Origin of the sequence: Alteribacter salitolerans (assembly GCF_016901055.1) — a bacterium.
In the GTDB taxonomy this organism is placed as follows: domain Bacteria; phylum Bacillota; class Bacilli; order Bacillales; family Salisediminibacteriaceae; genus Alteribacter; species Alteribacter keqinensis.
Map to the genome: position 1 here is coordinate 69,812 of NZ_JAFEUX010000005.1, position 19,650 is coordinate 89,461.

Here is a 19,650-nt window from a genome sequence, read left to right on the forward strand (position 1 = left end):
GTGGATAACTTTATGATGAAACTTTTCCACGTCCAGCTCCAGCGCCTGCGAGCTAGAGGTCATTTCATTCCATCATCTGAAGCCTGCATAGCAGCTGCAATTTGATGGCCTGCCTCAAATGCTTGTACTAAAGCATAAGGGCAACTAAGGAGTTGGCCATCATGGCGAAAAGCCAAGTTTTCTTTATCGCTCGTGACCAAGGCGCTTACGCTTTTGTTCTTAATGACTGACAAGTTTATCTTCAGATACGAACTTTTCGTCTTTTGAAGATTGGTCTGCTTTGATTTGTCTTTGTGTCTGATCAAACGTAAAGCCTTCACCTGATACTTCCTTTACATCATTGATGGAGAAGAAAGCATAAGGGTCGATTTCTTCGATGATGGCTTTCAGCTGGATAAGTTCATTACGGTTTACTACACAGTACATAATTTCACGATTATCCTGAGTGAAACTGCCTTTTCCTGTGAGAACAGTGGATCCTCTGGACATCCGTTTAATTACTTCTGCAGAGATCTCTTCTGTTTTTGATGAGATAATCATAGTTGATTTAGCTGCGCTTGCGCCTTCAATAATAAAGTCGATTACACGGCTGGCTACAAACACGGTAACAAGAGTGTACATCGCCTGTGTCATATTTAAGTGAATCATCGAGATTGTGATAACGAATGCGTCAAATGTAAACATAAAACGTCCGAGGCTCATGCCTATATATTTGTTTGCCAGCCTGGCAAGGATATCCGCACCGCCTGTTGTGCCGCCTGCCCGGAAGATAAAACCAAGGCCTGCACCGACACACACACCGGCAAACAATGAAACTAAGATCATATCATTTTGCAACGGAATCTCCGTGACCGGATAAAGCTCGAACAAACGGAGAGAGCCTGAAAGGGCAAGCGTTCCAATGATGCTGTATATGAGCATTACACGGCCCAGCAGCTTATAACCAATCAAAAATAACGGTACATTGAGCAGCAGGTTGGTCAGGGACGGTTCAATCGTGAACAAATAATAGATTAGAAGTGTGATCCCGGTAAACCCTCCATGGGCAAGTCCGTTCTGCATATTAAAATGAATAATCCCGAAACCAAAAAGCAATGTACCAAGCAAAATAATAACGATGTTTTTTATACGAATTCCTTCAAAAAGACGAGCCATAGAGAGAAAACCTCCTTTATTAATTGTGAATCCTGTTTTTTCCCTTGTTTAAGACGTTTTGAAGTATAACACAGCCCCATACCCAACCCAACACCCTAAAACCCCTATCGTCAAAGTGTTTATTTTCCAAATACAGAAGGCGCTTTCAAATAAATTCAAGGGTCTGACCCCATAGCCGTCAAGTTAAGCAGAACTTGGCGGTTTCTTTCGTTTTCTTTCCTAAACTTACTTTCCCCTGGTAATTTAGACATGACAAAGAAGCTTCCTTTCGGAAGATTTTTTTGAACTTAAATAAGTTCCGCTACAGGCGGACGCTTTCCGAGGCAACGCTTCAGCCTCCTCAGGAAAGAGCGCCCTGCGGGGTCTTCAGCTGATGCTATTCCCGCTGGAGTCGCCGCCTTTCGCTCCACTTCCTTTTTTGATAAAACTGATCCTTACAAAACAACACCTTTCTTAAACCCTTAATAGTTCTGTTACCTCGAAGGAAGCTTACTGCATGCTTGTTGAATCGTTCATTAAGACCATGAGGTGATATATGGACACCTTCTTTCGATAACTTTTTGCATAGATCATTAGTGTATCGTTACCGACAGAAACTTGGTTGCTTACACAGAGCAGTAAAAAAGGTAATACCTCCAGGTTCCTCTTTCTTACAATGAACTTGTTCTCTTTGGCAATTCCGTTAAAAGAATGCTTAGGAAAGGTTCAACGCTTTTGTGGTTTCGTGGAGTTTAGTATTCCCCATAAAAATTCCTTCTTTTACTTTGAAAAAGGAGAATACCCGCATTTAGAAACCTGTAAGCTGCTCCATGTTTAAAAGCACTCAAATAAGAATGTAAAAGAGGATGTAGCCGGAATGTTCGAGACTCCTGCGGGAGCAGGTGGCAGGGTGAGACCCCGGAGTGCGGAGCACCCGGAGGCTCACCGGCGCCCCCGCGGAAAGCGAAGGGCATTCCGGCTACATCCTGACTTCTTCTGCTTCAAATTCTTAAATCGCTTAACTTGATGGCTATGGGGTCTGACCCCGCACAATGTTGTGTGAAATTTTGGTAAGGGGTAGGTTGTTTTTGGATGTTTTTGATTGTTTTAATTATTAAATTATAAAAATATGATTGTTTTTGAATGAATATGATTGATTTTGAAAGTACTTTCAGTTACACTGAGGTTAGAAAAAATAAAGGAAGTGGTGTGACTTGCTTACGTTTGAAAGGCATGAAGAAATTCTTGCGAGACTGCAGGAAGTCAAAGTTGTAAAACTCGCTGAACTTGTTGAAGCTACCGGCGCTTCGGAGTCGACAATAAGAAGAGATTTAACAGACCTCGAACAGCAAAAGAAGATCAAGCGTGTTCACGGGGGAGCCTCTCTTGTCACCAGAAGAAAAGATGAGCCATCACTTTTGGAGAAGAGCACAAAGTACTCGGAGGAAAAACGACGGATAGCAAAAGAAGCTGCAAGCCTTGTATCAGACGGAGATACGATCTACATTGATGCAGGTTCAACAACACAGGCAATGATTCCCCACTTACGGGGTAAGGATATCGTTGCAGTCACAAACGGTCTCAACATTATTACAGACCTGGTGGATGCCAATATAAAAACGTACGTACTCGGAGGATATGTAAAAAGCGGAACTCGGGCCTTCGTCGGAAGCGGAGCCTTTCAATCCATTCAGTCCTATCAATTTGATCTTGCTTTTCTCGGTATTAACGGAGTGAATAAACATACGGGGTATTCAACTCCGGATCCTGAAGAAGCATTGATCAAACAACAGGCAATCGCCCGGGCAGCCAGCACATACATTCTTGCGGATCATACGAAAATGGGTGATGTGACGTTCGCCAAGGTGGCTGACCTGAAGGAAGCTTCACTCATTACTTCAGATAAGGCTGATGAGATGGTTGTAGAGCAACTGAAAGAACAGACAGCGATTACGGTGGTGAAAGAAACATGATTTATACGATTACTTTAAACCCATCAGCTGATTATTTAATGCAGCTGCCTGCACTAAAGCCGGGTGAAACGAACAGAGCAGTTTCGAGTGATCTGGTTTCCGGCGGTAAGGGGATTAACGTAGCGGAAGTGCTCACAAACTTTAAAGAACCGGTAACTGCTATGGGTTTTCTCGCCGGGTTTACCGGGTCATTTGTAAAAAATGAAGTTGGCCGGAAAGGAATACACTCGGATTTTATCTTTACAGAGGGTCTGACCAGGATCAACGTTAAAATAAAAGCCGGTGAAGAAACGGAAATCAACGGTCAGGGGCCGGTTATTTCAGAAGGTGAAATTGCACTGCTGAAACAGAAGCTTTCCAACCTGACTGAGGAGGACCTGCTTGTCTTATCAGGAAGTGTACCGGCCGGTGTACCCGCTGAATTTTACAAAGAAGTAGTTGAACAGGTTTTAAAGAGCGGTGCTAAAACGGTTCTGGATACGAGTGGAGAGCCGTTAAAGAAAGGGATCGAAGCAAATCCCTTTTTAATTAAGCCAAACAAAGCCGAATTAAGCGCCCTTTATGATCAGCCGGTTAATGACTTGGATGCGGCGATCACTCTCGGCAAAAAAGCTGTAGAAGACGGTGCGGAAAATGTCCTCCTCTCTCTGGGGGCAGAAGGTGCCTTATTAATCAATAAGGATGAGTGTTTCACAGCCAAGGCGCCAAAAGGAAAACTCATTAATTCTGTAGGGGCAGGGGACTCCATGGTAGCGGGCTTTCTTTATGCATACGCCAATAAAATCGATCTTAAAGGTTGTTTTCAATATAGTGTAGCGGCTGGCAGTGCAACAGCTTTTTCACAGGGGTTCTGTACAAAAGAACAGGCAGATGAACTGGCGGTATCGATCGCTGTTCAATCCATTTAAGGGAAGGTGAGAAAAATGAGAATTACGGATTTGCTCAAAAAGGATACGGTTATCCTCGACCTGACTGCAATTAATAAAGATGGAGCGATTGATGAACTCTCCCAAAAGTTAAACGAGGCTGGCAGATTGGCAGATTTGGAGTCTTTCAAACAAGCGATTCACGATCGTGAGAATCAGAGTTCTACAGGAATTGGTGAAGGGGTGGCCATTCCCCATGCTAAAACGAAAGCAGTAAAAGAACCGGCTATCGCTTTTGGACGATCGGCATCCGGAGTTGAATACGATGCACTGGACGGACAAAAGAGTCATCTGTTTTTTATGATCGCAGCGTCTGAAGGAGCCAACAACGAACATCTTCAGACACTGTCGCGGCTATCGACCTTGCTTATGGATGAGAACTTTCGTCAAACATTAATGGAAGCGGATACAGTGGACCGCATCCTCCGGGCGGTTGATGAAAAAGAAACCGAAAAGCTTGGAGCTGAAGCGGCAGACCAGGAGACACAGGAGCCGTCAGAAAAGCCCTTTGTTGTAGCTGTAACCGGGTGCCCAACAGGGATTGCCCACACCTATATGGCGGCAGACGGATTAAAAGCCAAGGCGAAAGAACTGGGGATTGATATTAAGGTAGAGACAAACGGGTCTGACGGTGTCCGCAACCGCCTTACAGACAGTGATATTGAGAGGGCGGCAGGGGTTATCATTGCTGCCGATACAAAAATTGAAAAAGAACGATTTGCCGGGAAACCTCTTGTGGATGCACCGGTTAAAGATGGCATCCGCAAACCGGAGGATCTTTTGAACAAAGCGGTGAGCGGAAATACTCCGATCTTTCAAGGAGACGGCAGTGGGAAAAAGGCAGAGTCTGGCACTCAGGATAAACGGCCGGGCTTTTACCGACATTTGATGAATGGTGTATCCAACATGCTTCCGTTTGTTGTCGCTGGTGGTATTTTAATTGCGCTTTCATTTATCTTTAATGAGCCGGGTGCTGAAGAAACGCATCCGTTCGGTGATATCTTGAGCATGATTGGGTCAGAGTACGGCTTCTTCCTGATGGTTCCTGTTCTTGCAGCCTTTATCGCAAGAAGCATTGCAGACCGTCCGGGGTTTGCCGCAGGTATGGTGGGCGGTTTGATGGCCGTGAACTTTGAAGCAGGCTTCTTGGGTGGTATTATTGCCGGATTCCTGGCGGGTTATCTTGTCCTGCTGTTCAGACGTGTCTTTGCATTCATTCCTCCTTCGCTGGATGGAATCCGTACCATCTTGATCCTTCCTTTGTTCGGGGTTTTCTTTACAGGGTTAATCATGTATTTCCTCGTTACGCCTCTTAACGCTCTTTCCGTTGGGATTGAGAACTGGCTGGGTGGTCTTGGAACAGGAAATATTGTTCTTATGGGAATTTTACTCGGTGCCATGATGGCAGTAGACATGGGTGGTCCTATTAACAAAGCGGCGTTCACATTCGGTATTGCCATGATTGAAGGGGGCAATTACGCACCTCACGCAGCTATTATGGCAGCAGGGATGGTTCCGCCCCTTGGAATAGCAGTAGCCACCACCTTCTTTAAGTCAAAATTTACAAAGCAGGAACAGGATGCAGGGAAATCAAACTATGTCCTCGGTGCGTCCTTCATTACAGAAGGGGCGATTCCATTCGCAGCCGCAGACCCGGGAAGAGTCATCCCTTCCATCATAACCGGTTCTGCAGTGGCCGGTGGTCTCGCCATGTTATTCGGCACAGCCACCCAGGCCCCGCACGGAGGAATCTTCGTTCTTCTACTTGTAGAGAATTGGCCGCTGTATCTACTCGCAATTCTTGCAGGAACAGCAGTCACCGCCCTTATGCTCGGCTTCTGGAAAAAACGTGTTGCAGTCTGACCTCCCGGGGTCTGACCCCGCACAATTTTGTGTGAAATGATGAAATGTTTTGACAAGTGGAAAAATGGGTGCTACAATTTCAAACAATCACATACGATAATTTCATAACTAAAAAGACTTTTATCCGGAGAGGCAGAGGGACTGGCCCGATGAAGCCCGGCAACCAGCATGGCAGTGATCTGCCTGCAAGGTGCTAATTCCTGCAAAGCGGTAAGCTTTGAGAGATGAGAGATGGTTTAGAACAACATATTTACGGTTGTTTTCAAAACGTATTATTCTCCCTCGATCATGCTTATGACCGGGGGAGTTTTGTTTTTCAGAAAAGATTTATCTCAGCTGTTGACCTGACAGGTTAAAAGGTGTTAGTATTCAAAATAATTAATTAACTATCCGGATCGGGATAGTTGGTGTTTAAGAAACCTACAATTACATGATTCTCTTATCCAGAGAGGTGGAGGGACTGGCCCGATGAAACCCGGCAACCGTTGTGACGTTATCCGTCAGAAAAAGGTGCCAATTCCAGCAAGGCAGATGCCTTGTAAAGATGAGAGAGACAATGTGCTTTTGTCTCTCTGTCTTTGACAGGGAGACTTTTTATTTTCTCTCAACGATCATACTTAAAGTTGTTCATTTGCCAATTTGACTATTCTTAAAAGGGAGGTGCATCATGTCGGTCCATCAAAAACGAACGACCCGTTTGCTTACTGGAGAAGTGATTATTCCAGAGCTTCAGCTCGAGTCGGGAGAAACGTTAACACATGTCACACTCGCATACGAGAGAGCAGGAGCAGAAAACGGAGCACCTCTGCTTATCTGTCACGCCCTCACAGGGAACCAGCACACTGTAGGAAGCAAAGAGGATCCTGGATGGTGGAGGGGACTGGCTGATGAAGGAGGGTATATCGACCTTTACGAACACGATGTGATTACCTTCAATGTGATTGGAGGATGTAATGGATCTACAGGGCCTGTATCAGTGAACCCGAAAACAGATGATCTTTACAGGTCAGACTTCCCCTTCATAAGTGTGAGGGATATGGTCCATGCCCAAAAGCTTGCACTGGATCAAATGGGGATTACAAAACTCAAGGCGGTAATCGGGGGCTCCCTTGGAGGGATGCAGGCTCTGGAATGGGGCCTTTCCTATCCGGATATAACAGAACAGCTTATTATCATGGCTGCCACACCTTCGTTAAGTGATTACGGAATGGCCTACAATGCCATTGCGAGAAAAGCTATTACTGATGACCCAAAGTGGAAGGACGGAAAGTATCTGTTAACAGATCCGCCGGTAAATGGACTTTCACTGGCGAGGATGACAGGAATGATTACGTACCGGTCAGGAAATTTGTTTAACCAGCGTTTTCATAGAGAAGGTAAAGCGCCGTGGGGAAAAGACCATACGGAAGTGGCATATCAGGTAGAGTCCTACCTCCGCTATCAGGGAGACAAATTTACAACCCGCTTTGATGCGAACAGTTATTTATATTTACTGAAGGCCATGGACCAGCATGATATTGAAAGAGACCGTAACCAGTCACTTGAAAATCTTCTTTCCCGCTATAAAAAAAGAGTGACGCTTCTGGCCTTCCGGGGAGACTTACTATACCCTCCCGAAGAGATTAAAAGACTGCAGGAGATCTGGCTTGAGGCGGGAGGCGATGTCCGTTATCTGGAAATTGATACAATCTTCGGCCATGACGGATTTCTCACCGAGTACACCAAATGGGGAGGGTATGTTCAACAGGCATTAAGCCAGTAAAAAAGCAGCCGGCCCCGCATTCTTACAAAAAAGAAAGGTGTTTTCGCAAAGGTTGTGGCTTTTCGTGGAAGGATGAAGAAGCCGGAGTACCCGGAGACTCATGCGGGAGTGGGCGCCAGGGTGAGACCCCGCAACGGGAAGGGTGAGGAGGCTCACCGGCACCCCCGCGGAAAGCGCAGGGTACGCAGGCTTCATCTATAGTAACTGCGTTTATAAAAAATACCCATATTAGCAATCTATACGAAAACAGCGCAAAAGAACAAACTGAATAACGATTTTAACTCTTATCGAGAGTGGCGGAGGGAATGGCCCGATGAAGCCCGGCAACCATGTACGAACGTGTACGAAAGGTGCCAATTCCAGCAGAGCACAGGACGCTCTGGAAGATAAGAGAGAGGCCGTGCTTACATAAAGCCCCTTTCTCTTATTTGAGGAAGGGGCTTTTCACTATCACCTGTAAAGCAAAACTGCTGATAAAAATTGAAATGAAAATCCAAGGAGGAATTTATAATGAGCCAGTCTTTTGAAACGTATAACCAGGAAACCGTCGTACTTCACGGAGGACAGTCCCCGGACCCGACTACAGGAGCAAGAGCCGTACCGATCTATCAGACAACATCCTATGTTTTTCACGACACAGAACACGCCGAGCAGCTGTTTGGTCTTGATGAGCCTGGGAACATCTACAGCCGTATCGGAAACCCCACAGTAGATGTCCTTGAAAAGCGCCTTGCACTCTTAGAAGACGGAGTTGCGGCAGTTGCAACAGCATCAGGCATGTCAGCGATTACGCTTTCCATTTTAAACATTGCGGGAGCCGGTGATGAGATCGTTGCAGCCACGAACCTTTACGGAGGGACTTATAATCTGTTCTCCACCACCCTTCCCCGCTACGGGATTACTGTAAAGTTCGTGGATGCTTCAGACCCTGAAAACTTTAGAGAAGCGATTACAGATAAAACGAAAGCTGTCTTTGCTGAAACCATCGGTAACCCGAGTCTGCACGTGCTGGATATCGAAGGAGTAGCCGATGTTGCCCATGAAGCCGGAATACCGTTAATTATTGATAACACATTTGCCACACCTTATGTCGTAAAGCCGATTAACTACGGGGCGGATATCGTCATTCATTCCGCTACGAAATGGATTGGGGGACACGGAACGTCCATCGGCGGCATTGTGATCGACGGAGGCCGCTTTAACTGGCAGTCTGATAAATATCCCGGATTTAATGAGCCGGATAACAGCTACAACGGCATCACCTATGCCAAGGATTTCGGAACCCTTGCCTTTATTACAAAGTTCAGAGTACAGCTCCTGAGAGATTTCGGTCCCTGCCTGAGCCCGTTCAACGCATTTCTTCTCCTCCAGGGTCTTGAAACGCTCCATTTGCGAATCGAAAGACATAACGATAACGCGCTGAATCTGGCAAGAAAATTAAAAGAGCACCCGGCAGTCGACTGGGTTGCCTATCCGGGCCTTGAAGAGCATCCTTCACATGAACATGCCTCAGAGCTGTTAAAAGGAGGGTTCGGGGCCGTCGTTAACTTCGGAATAAAAGGAGGGCGCGATGCAGGAAGGAAGCTGATAGACAATGTGGCTTTGTGGTCCCATCTGGCTAACGTCGGTGATGCGAAAAGCTTAATCATCCACCCTGCAAGTACAACGCACCAGCAGCTCTCCGATGACGAGCTCGTTTCCACGGGAGTAACACCGGACCTTGTCCGCCTGTCGGTAGGAATTGAGAATGTGGATGACTTGTTAAAAGACCTCGATCAGGCTCTTGAAATTGCGACAGGAAAAGGGCAGAGCAAAAACAACCGGGTCATTAATGATGAAGGAGTTATCAAATGGGCATTGTCCAGTGCTTCTGAAACCGGTGAAAAAGGGGATCGCCAGAAGACACTCGCGATCGTCGGCCTGAGCGGAAAAGAGAACCGTCCGAGTCACCGCCTGGCAAGGAAAATGCAGCGTCTTGGCTATAAAATCATTCCGGTTAATCCAAGAGAAACAGAAATTTTAGGTGAAAAGGCGTATCCGGACCTGAAAAGCATCGAAGGCCCTGTGGATATCGTTCAAGTATTCAGAAGTCCCGAAGCGGCGGTGGAACTGGCTAAAGAAGCAGCCGTTATCCAGCCGAAAGTGTTCTGGCTTCAAGAAGGGGTTGTTTCTGAAAAAGCAGCTGTGATTGCAAAAGATGCGGGCATTGACGTGGTGCATAACCGCTGTACCTATAAAGAGGCCCAGCGCCTGAGAGGAACGATTTCTACATTTGCCTGCGAAATATAAGAGGACCATCCAACAAACGGGGCGGTTTCGGACCGTCCCTGTAATACGAATACTTACCTTAAAGGAGTGTGAAGCACAATGACTTCATTAAGAAAACCATTAACCGTATTGTTCTCTATTTTTACATTAACCATCTTCAGTGCTTGTGCTTCAACCTCTGATGCAGATTCTGAATCTCCATATCCTGATGAGATTTCACTCGACTACGCATACTATTCACCAACAAGCCTGGTGCTGAAAGAGTTCGGATGGCTTGAAGAAGCATTTGAAGAAGAAGGAACAGACATTGAGTTTGTGTTCAGTCAGGGAAGCAACCGCTCCCTTGAATTTCTGACCGGAGGAAGCATTGATTTCGGCTCCACAGCAGGAGCGGCAGCTCTTATGGCAAAAAGCAATAATGCACCGATAAAAAATGTGTATATTTTTTCACAGCCGGAATGGACGGCACTCGTTGCCAATGAAAGCTCGGGAATTGAAAGTGTTGAAGATTTAGAAGGAAAAAGAATTGCAGCTACATTGGGAACTGACCCTTATATCTTTTTAATACGCACACTCAGGGAGCACGGCTTATCAGCAAACGATGTGGAAATTGTGAACCTTCAGCACAGTGACGGGGCGAATGCTCTATCAAGCGGACAGGTGGAGGCATGGGCCGGACTTGATCCTCATATGGCGAGACAGGAGCTTGAAACGGAAGCAGAACTTCTCTACAGAAATGAATCATTCAACACATACGGTTTTCTTAATGTAAGAGAGGATTTCGCCGAACAGTATCCTGAAGCAGTGGAAAAAGTGATCGAGGTCTATGAAAAAGCCCGCAAATGGGTACTGGAAAACCCTGAGGAAACCGTTGAAATCATGGCTAGAGAGGCCCAGATTGATGAAGAAGTCGCAGCACTTCAGCTTGAACGGAATACATTCGACAACCCGCAGCCTGGTGAAGAGCACATTGAAGCTCTTACCGAAGCAGGCATCGTGCTGCAGGATGCAGAAGTGCTCGAAGGAAATAACGACATAGAAGAGCTTGTTAATGAACTGATTGATCCGGAGTTTGCAGAGAAAGTAATAGAAGATTAAAAGGAGGAGAAATGAATGGCTATTTCCCATGGACAAGAATCAGGCGTCATTCAGTCAGAAGAAAAGCGAACAGCCAGAAGAATAAGAATCAGAGAGCAGTTTCCATTGGGAATGATCAGCCTCTCATTGCTTCTCCCGTTCTTGCTTGTAACGGGGTGGGAGACGGCGGTCAGATTTGGGTGGACAGATTCCCACCTCCTGCCGGCTCCATCAGCAATCTTACAGACGATCTGGGCTATGGGGGCGGACGGCTCCCTCTGGCAGCATACAGGAATCACCCTATACCGGATTTTCTGGGGCTTTATATGGGGAACGATCATCGCTGTTGTTCTCGGCTCCATAGTAGGTATGTCCAGAAAAGCAGAAACGTTTTTTGATCCGACGATACAGGCCATCAGAGCTATTCCTTCCCTTGCCTGGGTTCCACTATTTATTTTATGGCTCGGAATCGGGGAAGGAGCTAAAATCACCTTGATTGCAGTCGGGGTATTCTTCCCCGTTTACTTGAATACAATAGGCGGCATTCAAAGCGTGGACAGAAAACTGATTGAAGTGGGAAGAGCATATGGCCTTTCAACCTTTGCTCTAGTAAAACGGATCATTCTTCCTGCGTCCCTTCCTTCCTTTTTAGTGGGATTAAGAAGTGGTCTCGGTCTCGGATGGATGTTCGTGGTAGCAGCAGAACTAATGGGGGCAAGTGAGGGGCTGGGATACCTTCTTGTAATGGGGCAGAATACGCTTCGTCCCGATACAATTCTGGCCAGCATTATTCTGTTTGCGATTCTCGGTAAAATAACAGACACCTTTTTGAAAAAACTGCAGAAAAGAGCCCTGCACTGGCAGGATAAAGTGATTCAGAAATAGTGAGGAGGCACATAGATGAGCTTACAAATTGAAAATGTCAGCCGCACATTCAATGGTCAGCCTGCTGTAGAAGATGTCTCCTTTACTGCAGAAAAGGGAGAAATTGTCGGGCTGCTTGGCACAAGCGGGTGCGGTAAAAGTACGGTACTCCGTGCTATTTCAGGACTTGATGACCTATACGAGGGAACAGTGAAAGTCAATAATAAAAAGAGCCGGTCAGTAAACACTGATCTGGGTATTATTTTTCAGGAAGCACGGTTAATGCCGTGGCTTAACGTGATAGATAATGTGAGCTTCGGACTTGAAGGTCCGAAAGGGGAAAAGAAAGAAAAGGCAAGAACGATTCTTCAGCAGGTTGGACTTGGGGGATTTGAAAAATATTATCCGAAAGAGCTTTCCGGCGGAATGGCTCAGCGGACCGCTATTGCACGGGCTCTTGTAACGGAGCCGGGTACACTGCTGCTGGATGAACCTTTCAGTGCCCTTGATGCTTTTACGAAACTGCAGCTTCAGGAATTGCTTCTGCAAATCTGGCAGGACAGAAAGCCAACGATGATTATCGTGACCCACGACATAGATGAAGCCCTCACCCTCTGTGACCGGATTGTTTTATTAAAAGGGCAGCCCGGTAAGGTGTACAAAAACATTGAAATTACGAAAGCAAGACCACGGGCCAAAGGAGATCCCGAGCTTGCGAGACTAAAAGAGAGCATTCTCGAATCATTGGAGGAGAAGCGGACAGTGAAAGGAGCTTAGAAGAATGAGCGATACAACAAATCAAACCGTCCTGCCCCCCGAGCCTGGACAGAAGTATAACCTGCAGGAATATGAAGAAGTCGCCCGGCACTTTTCCTGGTCCGAAGCTCTTCAGCATCTTTCTGTAGCCCCGACAGGACAGTGGAATGCAGCTTATGAATGTATTGACAGACATGTTGATGAAGGGTTAGGCGGCAAAACAGCACTATTATTTACAGATGGAAAAAGAGAAGAATATTATACATTTTCACAGGTGAAAGAGATTACCGACCGTTATGCAAGAGTCTTAATAGATGAGGGAGTTAAAAAAGGAAGCCGTGTATTTATCTTTTTGCCAAAATCACCGGACTGCTATTTTACTATTCTGGCAGCGATAAAAGCCGGTGCGATTGCCGGGCCTCTTTTCGAAGCATTTATGGAAGATGCCGTCAGGGAAAGAATGAACGATTGTGAGGCGGAGTTTCTCATTACAGATGAAGAACTGGGAAAGCGGGTACCGTCAAAGGAGCTGCCTCACTTAAAGAAACAATGGACAGTAGCGGAATTGGAGAATAAAGCCGCCGGTCTGTCCCTGATATCCGAACCGGTCGTCTGGCTTGATGAAGACGATGGTATGCTCATTCATTATACTTCCGGGTCAACAGGGAAACCCAAAGGAGTCCTGCACGCCCAAAGAGCGATTTCCCATCAGCTCATAACGGGAAAATGGGTGCTTGATCTTAAAGAGGACGACGTTTACTGGTGTACCTCCCATCCGGGGTGGGTCACAGGAAGTGTGTACGGTGTATTTGCCCCGTGGCTCAACCGGGCCACTGTTGTCATCCACGGAGGGCGCTATGATGCCTCACAATGGTATGAACTTATTGAAAAATTCAAGGTTACTGTCTGGTACAGTGCTCCGACGGCGTTCCGTCTCCTGATGAGTGAGGGAGGACTTCATGCAGACTACGACCTCTCTTCTCTTCGTCATCTTCTGAGTGTGGGAGAGCCTTTAAACCCAGAAGTTATTCACTGGGCTCATAACCATTTGAATGTCCGTATACACGATACGTGGTGGATGACGGAAACCGGCGGACACCTCATTGTGAATTTCCCGTCGGCAGTAATTAAGCCGGGTTCTATGGGGAGACCGTTTCCAGGCGTCAAAGCAGGGATTTTGAATGAAAAAGGTGAGCCCCTGCCGGCGGGAGAAGTAGGAGAACTGGCCATCAAAGCACCATGGCCGGGATTGATGAAAGAAATATGGAAGAACAAAGATAAATATCATTCCTATTTTACAGAAGACGGCTGGTACAAGTCCGGTGATACGGCCTATCAGGACGAAGAAGGGTATGTATTTTTCAGCGGCAGAAATGATGACCTTATTAATACAGCCGGCGAACGGGTCGGTCCGTTTGAAGTGGAAAGCAAACTGATTGAACATCCGGCAGTAGCGGAGGCAGGGGTAATCGGAAAACCCGATCCGGTACGGGGGGAAATTATCAAAGCGTTCGTGACCCTGCGGAACGGTTTTAAAGCAGAGGAATCCCTGATCAATAGCATTCGCTACTTTGTAAGAAGAGAACTGTCGGCACATGCAGCCCCCCGTGAAATTGAAGTGGTCCAAGAACTTCCTAAAACTAAAATCAGCGGGAAGATACTGAGACGGGAACTGAAAGCACGGGAACTGGAGAAAGAGGAGGCGTTGAAGAGGTGAGTAAGGAATATCAACTGCTGATTATTGGTTTTGGTACGGTTGGGGAAGGTGTATACCGTACTATCCAATCAAAGAGAGAAAAACTGTCAGCCATTCTGGGAAGAGAAGTGAAGGTGCCGGCTATTCTTGTCAAAGAGCGGGGTAAATCCCGTGATTTAGAAGATCATACACGGGTTGCCACGTCGCTGGAAGAAATTTCTGCCGGGTCTGTAGATCTTGTTGTTGAAGCGACCCCCGATGCCGAAACCGGTTACCCTTACGTAACTCATTTTTTAAAGAAAGGGATTCCTGTAGTTACCGCCAATAAAGAGCTTATCGCGAAAAAAGGAGAGGAACTTTTCAAACTTGCTGAAGTAAACGATTCCGACCTTTTGTTTGAAGCGGCAGTTGCCGGCGGGATCCCCCTTTTGAATACCCTTCGCCATACATTAAAAACAAACAATATCGAACAAATCAACGGCATATTAAACGGCACATCCAATTATGTTCTGACTAAAATGCAAAATGAAGGAACGAGCTTTGATGCTGCTCTTCAGGAAGCTCAGGAAAAAGGGTACGCCGAAGCTGTTCCGGATAAGGATGTAGACGGGTGGGACGCCTATTACAAAGCATCCATTCTGAGTCACTGGATTTACGGAGCAGCTCCTGAGTGGGAAGAGGGAGCACCTGCTGGTATACGGAGTGTTACGGTAGAAGATTTGCTGCTGGCAGAAAAAGCGACCGGTAAAATAAAACACGTTGCATCACTGAAACGCTCCGGATTTGGGATACAAGCATCGGTAAGGCCATGTTTTATATTCAGCGATCATCATTTATATTCCGTAAACGGTGTAGACAACGGAGTTCATATCAAAGGAAGCCTGTCAGGGGACCTTTTGCTCCAAGGCCCGGGCGCAGGACAATATCCCACCGCGAGTGCCGTAATCGAAGATGTTGTCAATGTTCTTCAAGGAAAAAATGAAAGAGGGATTCAAGACCGGATAATTGGAAGTCTTGATGATGAATCAGAACCGGCAGGAGAGTTTTCCTTCATTACTGGAAGTGAAGGAATTTTACGTCACCTTCGTGTAAGGGGTATTCCTGTGATCGCCATTCTTCATCATCCTTCAGGTAAACATATAGGTGCTGCTGTTAAAACCGATGATCAGTCCCTGTCAGATCTTCATGACTCGGTCAGTGAGTCATTCTCTGTGTATCCTGTTCTTGGCAATGAGAGTGAAATCAGGAAGAAATTTCAACATGATGGAAAACAGAATGCTGTTTCCTTTTAATAGAAGCTGTCCCGGCAGGTGGTCTCTTACCTTCCGGGCCGGCTTCTTTTTAAAATATGAACATCACGAAGGATGTGAATGGTTTCTGTCGAACTGTGCAAGTGAAGGTATTATAGGGGAGACAGACCGGGCACTTCCTTTAAGGAGCGTATTTTTATGAAAATAAAAGGGGAACAAGTGACGTTGCGTTCTGTAAGAGCAACGGATATTCTCCCCTTATGGGAAATGATGTATGGAGTGAAGGATCCTGAGTGGAAAAAGTGGGATGCTCCGTATTTCCCATTTGAGAGGCCTGACTACCACTCGTTTGAGCGACAGCAACTGCAAAGGGTTGGAATGGAAAACAACCGCCTCGTTATCGATTCAGCTGGAGAACCGATCGGCGATGTGATGTACTACTGGGAGCACAAACCATCGAAGTGGCTTGAAACAGGCATTGCTGTCTACAACCCGAAATATTGGAACCGCGGCTTGGGAACAGAAGCCCTGGCTCTTTGGATTGAACACTTATTCTCCACGATCTCCCTGCCCAGAGTCGGGTTTACAACCTGGTCCGGAAATCCCCGAATCATAAGGGTTGGGGAAAAAATAGGGATGAAGCTTGAAGGTCGTTTACGGAAAGTACGATACTATAACGGAAAATATTATGATTCAATCCGTATGGGCGTACTGAGAGAGGAATGGGCTGACATTCGTAAAAAACTGTTTTGTCTGCGTTAAAAAAAAGGGTGTCACCAAGGCAGAAATACCTTGGTGACACCCTTTACAGCTTTAATCAGCCCGTGACGAGAGGGATGCTCCTGTGATCTCGTTTAACAGAGAAAACAATTAACGTTAATCGATCCCGAAGCCGCGTTATATATTTATTCCAGGCGGTCCATTATCTTTGAGGACAGCTGGCGGTACAAACGGTTTTCATACGCCTCATCGTCTTCCCCATCTTCCTGGGGTTCTTCTTCTTGCAGAGAGTCCTGAATGCCACTCCAGATAAAGGAACGCAGATATTTTGTCTCAGCATGACGGATAAAGAGATCTTCATCTTCTTCTCTAAGTTCCCTCAATATCTGTCTGTTTAATTGAGAGTCATTCTGGATAAGGTCTTCGCTATTCACAAAAGAGATGAATTGATTCTCGTTATATTCCCAGTCATATTCCTCGGCAGCGATGTCTTTCCACACCATAAGCTCCCGCGCCTGATACCGCGCGTCTTCTTCTCTCTCATCAGAGGAAGTACCGGAATCTTCAAGGTTATGGCGTACATCCTGATTTAGAAGGAAGTGATAATAATAGCTGTTTTCATTTCGTGAATCCGGATTTGTATTATAAAATCCAGTTTCACTGAGTGCGCTTTGAATGGCTTCTGAAATTTCTTCATTGTCGCCATCTTCCTCTTCCGTCCATTCTCCAGGGACGTCTGAATCCTCTTCACTCAGGTCGTCTGAGTCTTCTGTTTCTACTGCTGTTTCAGCCTGGTCCATATCTCCCTCTTCCCCCGGAGGGTTTGAAAGATCGGCAGGCATAGGCTGGGCAAAGTCATCCTGAGAATAAAAGTAAGATAATAAAATTGTGAGAGCAAGGAGCAGGCATGCACCTATTAAAAAGTAAACTTTCTTCTTTGTTGACATGATGTCACCTCGAGACGAAAACGTATGTATTTCAAATATTATCCTTAAAACAGACTAATCTCTATTATAAGTGAATTCAGCACTGAGTAAAATAGTGGAATTATTGATTTTCGGAAGTATATGTATCATAGCATTTAATAATGGCAGGGGCGACTATCCCGTACCCACCGAAGAAACATAGGCCAGTCCTGGGTAATTAAGAACCTGACGTTAAAGTATTCGAAGCAGGTAGGGCTTTTTAAGCGTTTTTCTGGGTAAAAATACGAAGTTCTCAAATATGGGAAAAAACCATGCCCTTAGACACACCTCTTTGGTATGATGTAAGTCGAATAATGTCTTATCTTTGTTAAAGGCTGTGTCAAAGACCATTGTTGGTTTTTAAGAAGTTGATTAAAGCAGAGTGGAAATTAACATCCGAGTTTAACAGAGCCTTGTGAAAAAGGTAAGAGCATACCAGATGGGGGTAGCAGCATGGCGTTTTGGGGGAAATTGAAATTAAAGCATAAAATACTGGGTGTTTTTACATTTATAATGTGTTTATTTACAGTTGTGTTCGCATACAGCTTTTCACTTCTGTATAACATTGAGACCCAAACGGAGTATTCGGAAGAAGCAAACATGCAATCACTGGTGTTAACAGATCTGGGGTCGGTTGTCCGTTCACAATACATTGCACTATCGGACAGCATCAGAACAGGATCGCTGAATGAAGCCTATTATGAGCGCCAGACGGAGTTGCTGCGTTCCCATGTGGAAACACTGGATGGATCGTTTAATAACCCTGAGCATGAAGCGTTGTTTCAGGAATTTTTAGTACAGTACAGTGAATTTGAGAAAGTCGCAGAAAGAATCCTCGGGTCAGCTGTCGGCGGATCAAACCGGGATGCCATTCAGCTGACAGATTTGAGAGAAGATATTGTCCAAAACCTACTTTTGTTTACTGAGGTTATTTTTGCAGATGCAAATGAGGCGTCAGATCAGGTTTACTCCTCATTGAGTGAAACCCGTCTCATTTTTGCAATATCAACTGGTGTCGCCCTTGTGGTCGGCTTGATTCTGTTCACTCTCACTAGTCAGGCAATTACAAGAACATTGAACAGAGTAGTCGCTGCTGCTGAAAGTGTTTCAAACGGGAATGTAGAGATTGAGCCGCTCGAAGTAAAGTCGAAAGATGAGCTCGGTCAATTGAGTGTAGCTATCAACACGATGATTGAGAAGCTGAAGAGCTTTATCGGCGAGGTTGGCAGTATGAGTGATCATGTGGCATCCTCCTCGGAACAACTCTCTGCCAGTGCAACGGAAACGAGCCGGGCGGCAGAACAGATTACCGAATCTATCCAGGAAGTGGCTGCCGGGGCTGAGTCACAGGCGGAAGTAAGTGATAAAAACGAGCAGATCGTATCTGAAGTTACGATGAGTATAGAGGAAATTACAGATAATGTGGAAGAAGTAAATGAAGCCTCTCTTGATTCCAGAAAAAAAGCAGAGAGCGGTAAAGCTGTCATAGACGAAAGTATTGAAGCGATGATTCGCATTCAGGATATCACTGACCGTACGAGTTTATCCATTCAGCAGTTGGCTACCAAGTCTGCGAAAATCGGTTCGATTGTAGATATGATCTCAGGTGTGGCGGAGCAGACAAACCTCCTCGCTTTAAATGCAGCGATTGAGGCGGCAAGAGCCGGAGAGCATGGAAGAGGATTTGCTGTTGTTGCAGATGAAGTCAGAAAGCTGGCAGAGCAGACAACAAGCTCCTCCAGTGAAATTCAGTCTCTCATAACAGATATTCAGTCGGATATCCAAGCGTCAGCAGTTTCCATGACAGCCGGATATGAGGCTGTTGCCGGGGGACAGACTTCGGTTAAACAAGCGGGAGAGGTTTTTGCCGAGCTGGACCGGGCAATTGAAGATGTCTCAGCCAAAATGCATTCCATGAACATTGCAGTAGAGCGGGTTTCGGAAGGGACAGAACAAATGCTTCTTGCAGCTCAGGAATCTGCCAGTATTTCAAAAGAATCAGCGGGCTATTCACAGAACGTAGCATCTGCCGCAGAGGAACAGACAGCAACCATGGAAGAGATCACGGCTTCCTCCGAGCAGTTGTCAACTGTTGCCGGTGAAATGCAGAATCTTCTTCAGCGCTTCAGGAGCGGAACTGAAGAACAGTCAGAATTGGCTGACGATGTTTTTCACCAAGGTGATGCAGGAATTCCAGGAGATGAACGTAGTGAAGTGGAACTAAAGAGAAAAGTAAGCTGACGAAAAGAGACTGTGGAAAGGAATTTGTTCCTTTGCCCAGTCTTTTTTTATCCTAAAGGTAAAAAACGACTTTTTGGGTCAACCTCTTTCAGAAAAGTGTAAAAGCACGTTTCTCGCCTATGGGCATACACTGTGAGTGGTGAAAGATAAAGGAG

General features: G+C 45.9%; 14 protein-coding genes and 3 riboswitches. Of the genes, 12 read left to right on the forward strand and 2 right to left on the reverse strand.

All coding sequences use genetic code 11. From position 1 onward, the window contains the following. Positions 1-219: 219 nt before the first annotated feature. Entirely contained in the window at positions 220-1,155 is a 936-nt protein-coding gene (locus JSY36_RS11235) for a YitT family protein (RefSeq protein WP_205166486.1), read from the reverse strand. Between the two features lie 1,193 nt (positions 1,156-2,348). Here JSY36_RS11235 and JSY36_RS11240 point away from each other — a divergent pair. From JSY36_RS11240 to JSY36_RS11290, 11 genes are all read left to right on the forward strand, one after another. Continuing rightward, positions 2,349-3,107 (forward strand): DeoR/GlpR family DNA-binding transcription regulator, encoded by a 759-nt coding sequence (locus JSY36_RS11240; RefSeq protein ID WP_205166487.1) that lies wholly within the window; start codon positions 2,349-2,351, stop codon positions 3,105-3,107. Then, the gene (gene pfkB / locus JSY36_RS11245; RefSeq protein ID WP_205166488.1) at positions 3,104-4,015 is read left to right on the forward strand and encodes a 1-phosphofructokinase; all 912 of its coding nucleotides are present in this window, start codon (positions 3,104-3,106) and stop codon (positions 4,013-4,015) included. Before JSY36_RS11240 ends, pfkB begins: the two co-directional genes overlap by 4 nt. A 15-nt stretch (positions 4,016-4,030) precedes the next feature. Continuing rightward, the gene (locus JSY36_RS11250; protein WP_205166489.1) at positions 4,031-5,896 is read left to right on the forward strand and encodes a PTS fructose transporter subunit IIABC; all 1,866 of its coding nucleotides are present in this window, start codon (positions 4,031-4,033) and stop codon (positions 5,894-5,896) included. A gap of 117 nt (positions 5,897-6,013) precedes the next feature. Beyond that, positions 6,014-6,127: riboswitch (SAM riboswitch) on the forward strand. Positions 6,128-6,332: 205 nt separating this feature from the next. Beyond that, a riboswitch (SAM riboswitch) is annotated at positions 6,333-6,447 on the forward strand. A 116-nt stretch (positions 6,448-6,563) separates the two neighbouring features. Then, positions 6,564-7,658, forward strand: a complete 1,095-nt coding sequence (metX, locus tag JSY36_RS11255; protein WP_205166490.1) for a homoserine O-acetyltransferase MetX — start codon at positions 6,564-6,566, stop codon at positions 7,656-7,658. A gap of 281 nt (positions 7,659-7,939) precedes the next feature. Beyond that, positions 7,940-8,051, forward strand: a riboswitch (SAM riboswitch). A gap of 117 nt (positions 8,052-8,168) precedes the next feature. Continuing rightward, positions 8,169-9,947, forward strand: a complete 1,779-nt coding sequence (locus JSY36_RS11260; protein WP_205166491.1) for a PLP-dependent aspartate aminotransferase family protein — start codon at positions 8,169-8,171, stop codon at positions 9,945-9,947. Positions 9,948-10,025: 78 nt separating this feature from the next. Continuing rightward, entirely contained in the window at positions 10,026-11,024 is a 999-nt protein-coding gene (locus JSY36_RS11265) for an aliphatic sulfonate ABC transporter substrate-binding protein (RefSeq protein ID WP_205166492.1), read from the forward strand. Positions 11,025-11,135: 111 nt separating this feature from the next. Then, positions 11,136-11,888, forward strand: a complete 753-nt coding sequence (locus JSY36_RS11270) for an ABC transporter permease (protein ID WP_419466041.1) — start codon at positions 11,136-11,138, stop codon at positions 11,886-11,888. 15 nt (positions 11,889-11,903) lie between these two features. Next, positions 11,904-12,644 carry an ABC transporter ATP-binding protein gene (locus JSY36_RS11275; protein ID WP_122898253.1) on the forward strand — a complete coding sequence of 247 codons (741 nt, stop codon included), beginning with the start codon at positions 11,904-11,906 and terminating at the stop codon, positions 12,642-12,644. Between the two features lie 4 nt (positions 12,645-12,648). Further along, on the forward strand, positions 12,649-14,340 hold the full coding sequence (gene acsA / locus JSY36_RS11280; RefSeq protein ID WP_205166494.1) for an acetate--CoA ligase: 1,692 nt from the start codon (positions 12,649-12,651) through the stop codon (positions 14,338-14,340). Next, positions 14,337-15,611 (forward strand): homoserine dehydrogenase, encoded by a 1,275-nt coding sequence (locus JSY36_RS11285; protein WP_205166495.1) that lies wholly within the window; start codon positions 14,337-14,339, stop codon positions 15,609-15,611. The genes acsA and JSY36_RS11285 overlap by 4 nt, the downstream gene beginning before the upstream one ends. 156 nt (positions 15,612-15,767) lie before the next feature. After that, positions 15,768-16,331, forward strand: a complete 564-nt coding sequence (locus tag JSY36_RS11290) for a GNAT family N-acetyltransferase (RefSeq protein WP_122898248.1) — start codon at positions 15,768-15,770, stop codon at positions 16,329-16,331. Between the two features lie 143 nt (positions 16,332-16,474). On the opposite strand, the gene JSY36_RS11295 is transcribed toward JSY36_RS11290, so the two are convergent. After that, positions 16,475-17,236, reverse strand: a complete 762-nt coding sequence (locus tag JSY36_RS11295) for a hypothetical protein (protein ID WP_122898246.1) — start codon at positions 17,234-17,236, stop codon at positions 16,475-16,477. A gap of 618 nt (positions 17,237-17,854) precedes the next feature. Between JSY36_RS11295 and JSY36_RS11300 the strand changes: the two genes are divergently transcribed. Then, positions 17,855-19,495 carry a methyl-accepting chemotaxis protein gene (locus JSY36_RS11300; RefSeq protein WP_205166496.1) on the forward strand — a complete coding sequence of 547 codons (1,641 nt, stop codon included), beginning with the start codon at positions 17,855-17,857 and terminating at the stop codon, positions 19,493-19,495. Positions 19,496-19,650: the final 155 nt, after the last annotated feature.